The 5,516-nt window shown below is 33.4% G+C and carries 2 protein-coding genes; both read right to left on the bottom strand.

Annotated elements, in window-relative coordinates:
• Window positions 1-1,348: 1,348 nt before the first annotated feature.
• Window positions 1,349-1,876, bottom strand: a complete 528-nt coding sequence (locus Q4534_RS23885) for a hypothetical protein (RefSeq protein ID WP_303615679.1) — start codon at window positions 1,874-1,876, stop codon at window positions 1,349-1,351.
• Window positions 1,851-5,372, bottom strand: coding sequence for a DEAD/DEAH box helicase (locus tag Q4534_RS23880; RefSeq protein ID WP_303615678.1), 3,522 nt, complete (start codon window positions 5,370-5,372; stop codon window positions 1,851-1,853). The genes Q4534_RS23885 and Q4534_RS23880 overlap by 26 nt, the downstream gene beginning before the upstream one ends.
• Window positions 5,373-5,516 lie beyond the last annotated feature (144 nt).

Here is a 5,516-nt window from a genome sequence, read left to right as displayed (position 1 = left end):
ATTAACCTACTTTAAATGATCTTTCTTAGTGGCACGGTTTGACCGAAATCACTGGCATGGTCAGACCGAAATAGCCAACCTGCAGCAAAAAAGTAACAACGGTCATAATCAATGAGTTGGTATAGTAGAAACAGAAATACTTTAATATCTAGAGCTACTTTTTATATTTATACAATTAACTGGCTTTTAAACGTTCATTTCTTTTCTCCTGAGTTACTTCGCTTCAGGACAGGCCCTGAGTTGCTACGCTTCAGGGCAGGCATTAATGAAAAGAAACGAACCAAAGAAAAATCTAGCCAAAAGAAAACTACTAAAACAAGGCCCAACCCCGGCTCGTAGTTTTGGCATTCCCACCGCACCCCTCGAATTGCGATTGCATTAAAAATTCAATAATAAATACATTACAATCTACACTGACCATCCTCCATTGAAAAATTATTCTGTGACTAACAGAATAATTATGGCTCTTGCATTATTCACTTTACCTTACCCATATAATCCTTTTGGTATTTCTTTAACAAGGCCCTAGTAATTACTGCAATAAGGATTGACAGGAGTATGCACAGATAAAAATTTAACGCCGAATAATCGAAAGTACCAAAGGGCATTAGCCACATAAATAGCAAAGACATCCAAATAATATCAAATGGAAAACTAAATATTATTTTAATTAACTTTTTCATTGTCCACTTTCTTAACCTCCTAAAACCAACTTCCCAAAAGTTCGGCGCTTGTACTCATTATTGCAATGAAAATAAAACCATCAGCCGTACCTGGTCCCTCGCTGGCCTAAGTTTAGCGAAGGGAAACTTAGACCCAAAATAAGGAAAGTTTTCAACTTTAATTGATTCAACAATCACTAAAACATGTAATTTCAACAAGTTAAACCAGATCCGGCTGACTTGGACAGGCTCAGTTAGAATACTCCATTATGGTTTCTTGGCATCTAGAACAAAGATCTATATACTCGTGGATACAAATTGCCAAGGAAAAACTCAATTATAATCTTAAAAGGTGCCGCTGCTGTGGAAATGAAATGCTTATTAAAACCAAGCTAATCGCCGCAAAGCGAGGACCACCTATCAAAAAACAACTAGACAAGTACTTAAAGTGCTGTTTGAGAATCAGTTCTTCAACTTATTAATATTTATACTGATACCTGATTCCCTGAATCACCCAACAAAACCTATCTAATCACTATACCAGAAGGCTACTGAAGACTGAGTCCAATTCCTATCGATTAAGACTACAATAAACCAAGCCTTAATCGCATCATTGTAGCGTAAATGTTGTATGCCCGTGCTTCTTTTTCAGTAGAGTTGGCAATCTGTATGGCTTTATGCGTTGGCTATTTAAGATAAAGGCCAATTGCTAACCCGATTCCAATTCCAATGGTCACAAACATTAGAATTTTTAACATATTCAACTGCTTAGACTGGACATCAAAAAGTTCCTTTAATTTTGATTCCATTGAATTGAAATTCGAATTTAAAGTAGTTTCAAAACCTCTTTGTATTTGAGTCCCTTCATTCCTAACCTCTACTTGAATATCGGACTTATGTTTGTCAAGTCGAGTAATCAGTGAAGCGTCTAATTCCTTTTGAAAATTCTTGTTGTCTTGGTAAAGTTCCTGAATCTTTTTCAGTAGTTCACTTTCAAGGCTTTCAACCTGTTTTTTTGACTCTTCTAATCTGGACTTTACTTCAGTTGAAATTGTACTGAAACCATCATTATTTTCTTTAAGAAGGGATAGACTATTAGAAATACCTTCTTTTAGTTTTCCAATTTCTGAGTACACCTTATTAAAGTCTTTCAAATCATTCGATTGTATTTCGAGTTCTTTGATAGCGTTATCCAATTTTTCTAAATCCGCCATATATTTTCTCGTTAATTGTTTTTAATCTATTATTTGCCTGTTCAACAAGGGTTGACATTGAAAATGAATCACCTAATGATTTTGAAATTCTAAGTAGAAACTCTTGTGAATTGAAGAACTTATAAAGTGATTCGGCTAAATAACTTTTGTTATTGTTGCTCAATTCTTGACCAATTTTAAGAATTTGCTCCACAATAAATTCTTTATCCGCAGATTCATAATGTTGTATTTGTTCCAATGAAGTTTCAAGCCTATCTCGTCCATCTGAATTTCCATAATCATCAAGAAGTAACCGCACAAGACCACTAATTAGGTCTAAGCCTGTATTATGCATATAGCTTTCTAAAAATCGACTTAAATTATCTCTTAAGCTTTCTTGTTGTCGTCTTATTATAAAAGTATTCGTTACTATGTTTTTATCAATTTGATAGAATACCTCAAACCATTTTTCGAAATCTTTTGGATTTTCAGCAATATGCTGGAGTACGTAGCTTTTTTGAGTGAATTTGAAGTAGTTTTCAAGCCTAACTTTGAATTCGGAACTTGTAATATCTCCGTTTGCAAAGTCACAACAGTTCTCGTAAATATTCTTGAGTGATTGTCTGCGGTTGTAGGCGAAATTATCATACGACCATTGTAGCAGAATAAGAATATACTTGTCGATTAGAGAATAGTTGATAGGAGCATTTAATATCTTCTTATAGGTGCTGTATTTTTCATCAATTAAAATTGTATTAAAAGAAAATTCTTTATCATATTCCTTGATTGTAAAGAGCAATGATTCTTTTATTGACTCTTCTGAAAATTCAGCAAAATCGACATTAAAAGAACCGCCTCTAAAAAAATCATTAATAGTCCAATCTTCAATAACACCAAGTTGGCTTAATCTATAAATCGCCTTTTCAGTCTTTGCTTTATTAGTTCCAATGTCATTCCCTTTGACACGAATGTCCTTCTTATTTGAAAAAGCGAATGTTGTAAATAGCTTCTTGATTACTTCAAATTCATCTTTAATAACATCTAAGCCAAGTGAGAATAAAAATAAATTTGTATTAATATCTCCTCTGGTATGTCCCTGTAATTCATTAACCTTTGTTAAGGTAGTATCTCTATCCCATATTTGGGATAATACAGAATCATCATTTGATTTAGATAGAAGTACGAAGCACTTAGCTTTGCTCGACTTAAATTTTGTTTTATCTCTTCCTGCTCTTCCCGCTTCTTGGTATAATGACTCCATTGAACCTGGTATGCCATAATGAAAAGTATAATGAATGTTTCCTTTGTTTACACCCATTCCAAAAGCTTTTGTTGCGGTCAACAAGGAGAATTCATTATTCTTGAATTCTTTTTGAACGGATTTTTTGTATTCATCAAATTCTTTATCTCCCATTATAGGTCTTTGCTCAACTTTGGGAACAGAGCCTGAATAGTATTTTATGTTTGTTTGGAAATGTTCACTCAATTTTAGAGATAATGGATAACACCCGTTTTTTCCGTTTACAGTAGGGGTGAAGACTATTCCACATTTTGAATCTCTTCCGTCTTCTGTCAATGCACCAATTTCTTCCTTTAATATTTCGAGCTGAGTGTTGATTACATTAGGTTTATTGTTTTCATCATCAATTACAATGAATTCCAATTCTTTTCTTGAGTAGTCAACTGGAGTTTTTACGTCTTCTTGTTTTATACCAAATTCAATTTGAATGTTTTTCAAAACATTAATTGAGGCAGTTGCAGTTAATCCAAGCCAATTAAAATCTGTTGTATGCCTTTGAATCGCATTGGATAAGTTCAAGTAGGAAGTTCTAAAGTCGTGTCCCCATTCTGAAAGACAATGAACTTCATCAATTACTGCATATGCAATATTGAATTCCTTATTTACAGCACTAAAATAATGGCGAAAAGTTTTGAGCTGAAATCGTTCTGGTGATATAAAAATGAAGAAATATTTACCTTGCCCAAATTCGTTTTGAATTTTTTCTTTGTCTTCCCCATCATCATCACTTGTTATATGATTGATTCTTGTAAAGTAGGCTGAATCTAAATCTGCTTTTTGGTCATACATCAAAGATTTGATAGGGCAGACCACAAAACTAATTGCAGGTTGTAGAATTGCAGAAAGTTGATAACAAACTGATTTACCACTACCTGTTGGAAGCAATCCTATCGTGTCATTTTTTGATAATGCGTTTGCTATAATCGGTAATTGACCTTCTCGAAATCTTAAAGTTTTAAAATCAAGGCTTTCATCATTTTGCAAGAAAATATTCCAAACAAGAAATAGAAGTGAGTTTTCATCTGCTTCCTTAATCCCAAATTTCAATTTATACTTTATAGTATCTGTAGCTGAAATCTTGAAATAATCATAAGGCTCAAATGAGCTAAATTTTAGATTATCTCTCGAATCACCCTTTTTGAAAAATAGGAACTCATCTAAATAATCTGTTCTAACATAAATGACATTCGAGTTTATCTGAAATTCATCTGTGTATCTTTTGGTAAGACTGAAATCAATTTTGATTGATTTATCTTTAGAAAATTCACTAACAGAGTTAACGTGAGATATGTAAATTTTCGGCTTCTCAAATTTTATCTTATGCAGTTGGAAAATATGAGTGAACCAAACCATTAAATCATCAAAAACGATTTTCTCAAAGCCTGAAATGTCTCTTTGCAGAATTTCAAAATTCCAATCCGTTGCTAAGTTTAGTAAGCCTTTCTCAAGTAATTCTAAAATCAACAATTGAAATCGAATGATTGCAGTTGCTTTGTAATTAGAGTCTCCAAAATCAATGCCATTTACATAAGCCGATTGATAATCTGATAGAGAAATGAACGTTGCGTCTTTCTCTTTTCGAGTTTCTTGTTTTGACTTAACTTTATCAATTCGGTCTTTTATTTCAGCAATTTTCTGAAAGAAGACATCACTTTCAGATTCTAAATCAACGATTTTTATTCTTACCGTTTGAATTCCATATTTAGCAGTATGGAAATCACGAATAGCATCCTTCTGCTTATTGTTCTCATGTTGAGAACCATCTATTTCAATTATTAAATATGCTTGGGGTAGATAGAAATCAACTTGTTGATTTGCATACTCGTCAACATCAACCTGAGTAATTTCGTTTATTGGAATTTCAGGAATTATCAGTTGTTGTATAAACTGATATTCTCCTAAATGTTTTGGGATTAGTTCTTCAAAGAATTTTTTAGCAGGGTAATAATTACCTTTCTCATCTCCTCTTATAATTCTTTCCCAATTAGGTTGTTCTTTATCAATTAGTGGATAAGCGTGTTTAAAATCATCTGCTCTATGAATTTGGCCTAATTCCTCTTGTAAGTAAGCTGATAGAAGTGTTGGCTTTCCTCTCTGTAGAATGTTCTTTAATATACAGATTGCAGGTAGATACTCATTGCTAATTCGTTCCCCTTTTAGGTTCTGAATAACAAAATTATGGTTGCTATGTGAATAGTTTGCTGAGTATTTTTTCATCCTTCATTCATATTCTGTCGAGCGGTGGCAAAAAATAGCTCTTTTTCGCATGGCATACAACGGTCTAGTGTCGAGTAGGCAAGGGGAATTTCGCCCCGAGCCTCTCACAGAACCGTACGTGATAGTCTCCCATCATACGGCTCT

It is taken from the genome of Cyclobacterium sp. 1_MG-2023 (assembly GCF_030546805.1).
Lineage (GTDB): Bacteria > Bacteroidota > Bacteroidia > Cytophagales > Cyclobacteriaceae > Cyclobacterium.
The sequence above is the reverse complement of the archived record's forward strand: the minus strand, read 5'-3'. Positions and strand labels throughout refer to the sequence as shown.

Bases quoted from the DNA above. Each gene is read 5' to 3' on its own strand.
- Q4534_RS23885 (WP_303615679.1), bottom strand. From the start codon at position 1,876: ATGGCGGATTTAGAAAAATTGGATAACGCTATCAAAGAACTCGAAATA.
- Q4534_RS23880 (WP_303615678.1), bottom strand. From the start codon at position 5,372: ATGAAAAAATACTCAGCAAACTATTCACATAGCAACCATAATTTTGTT.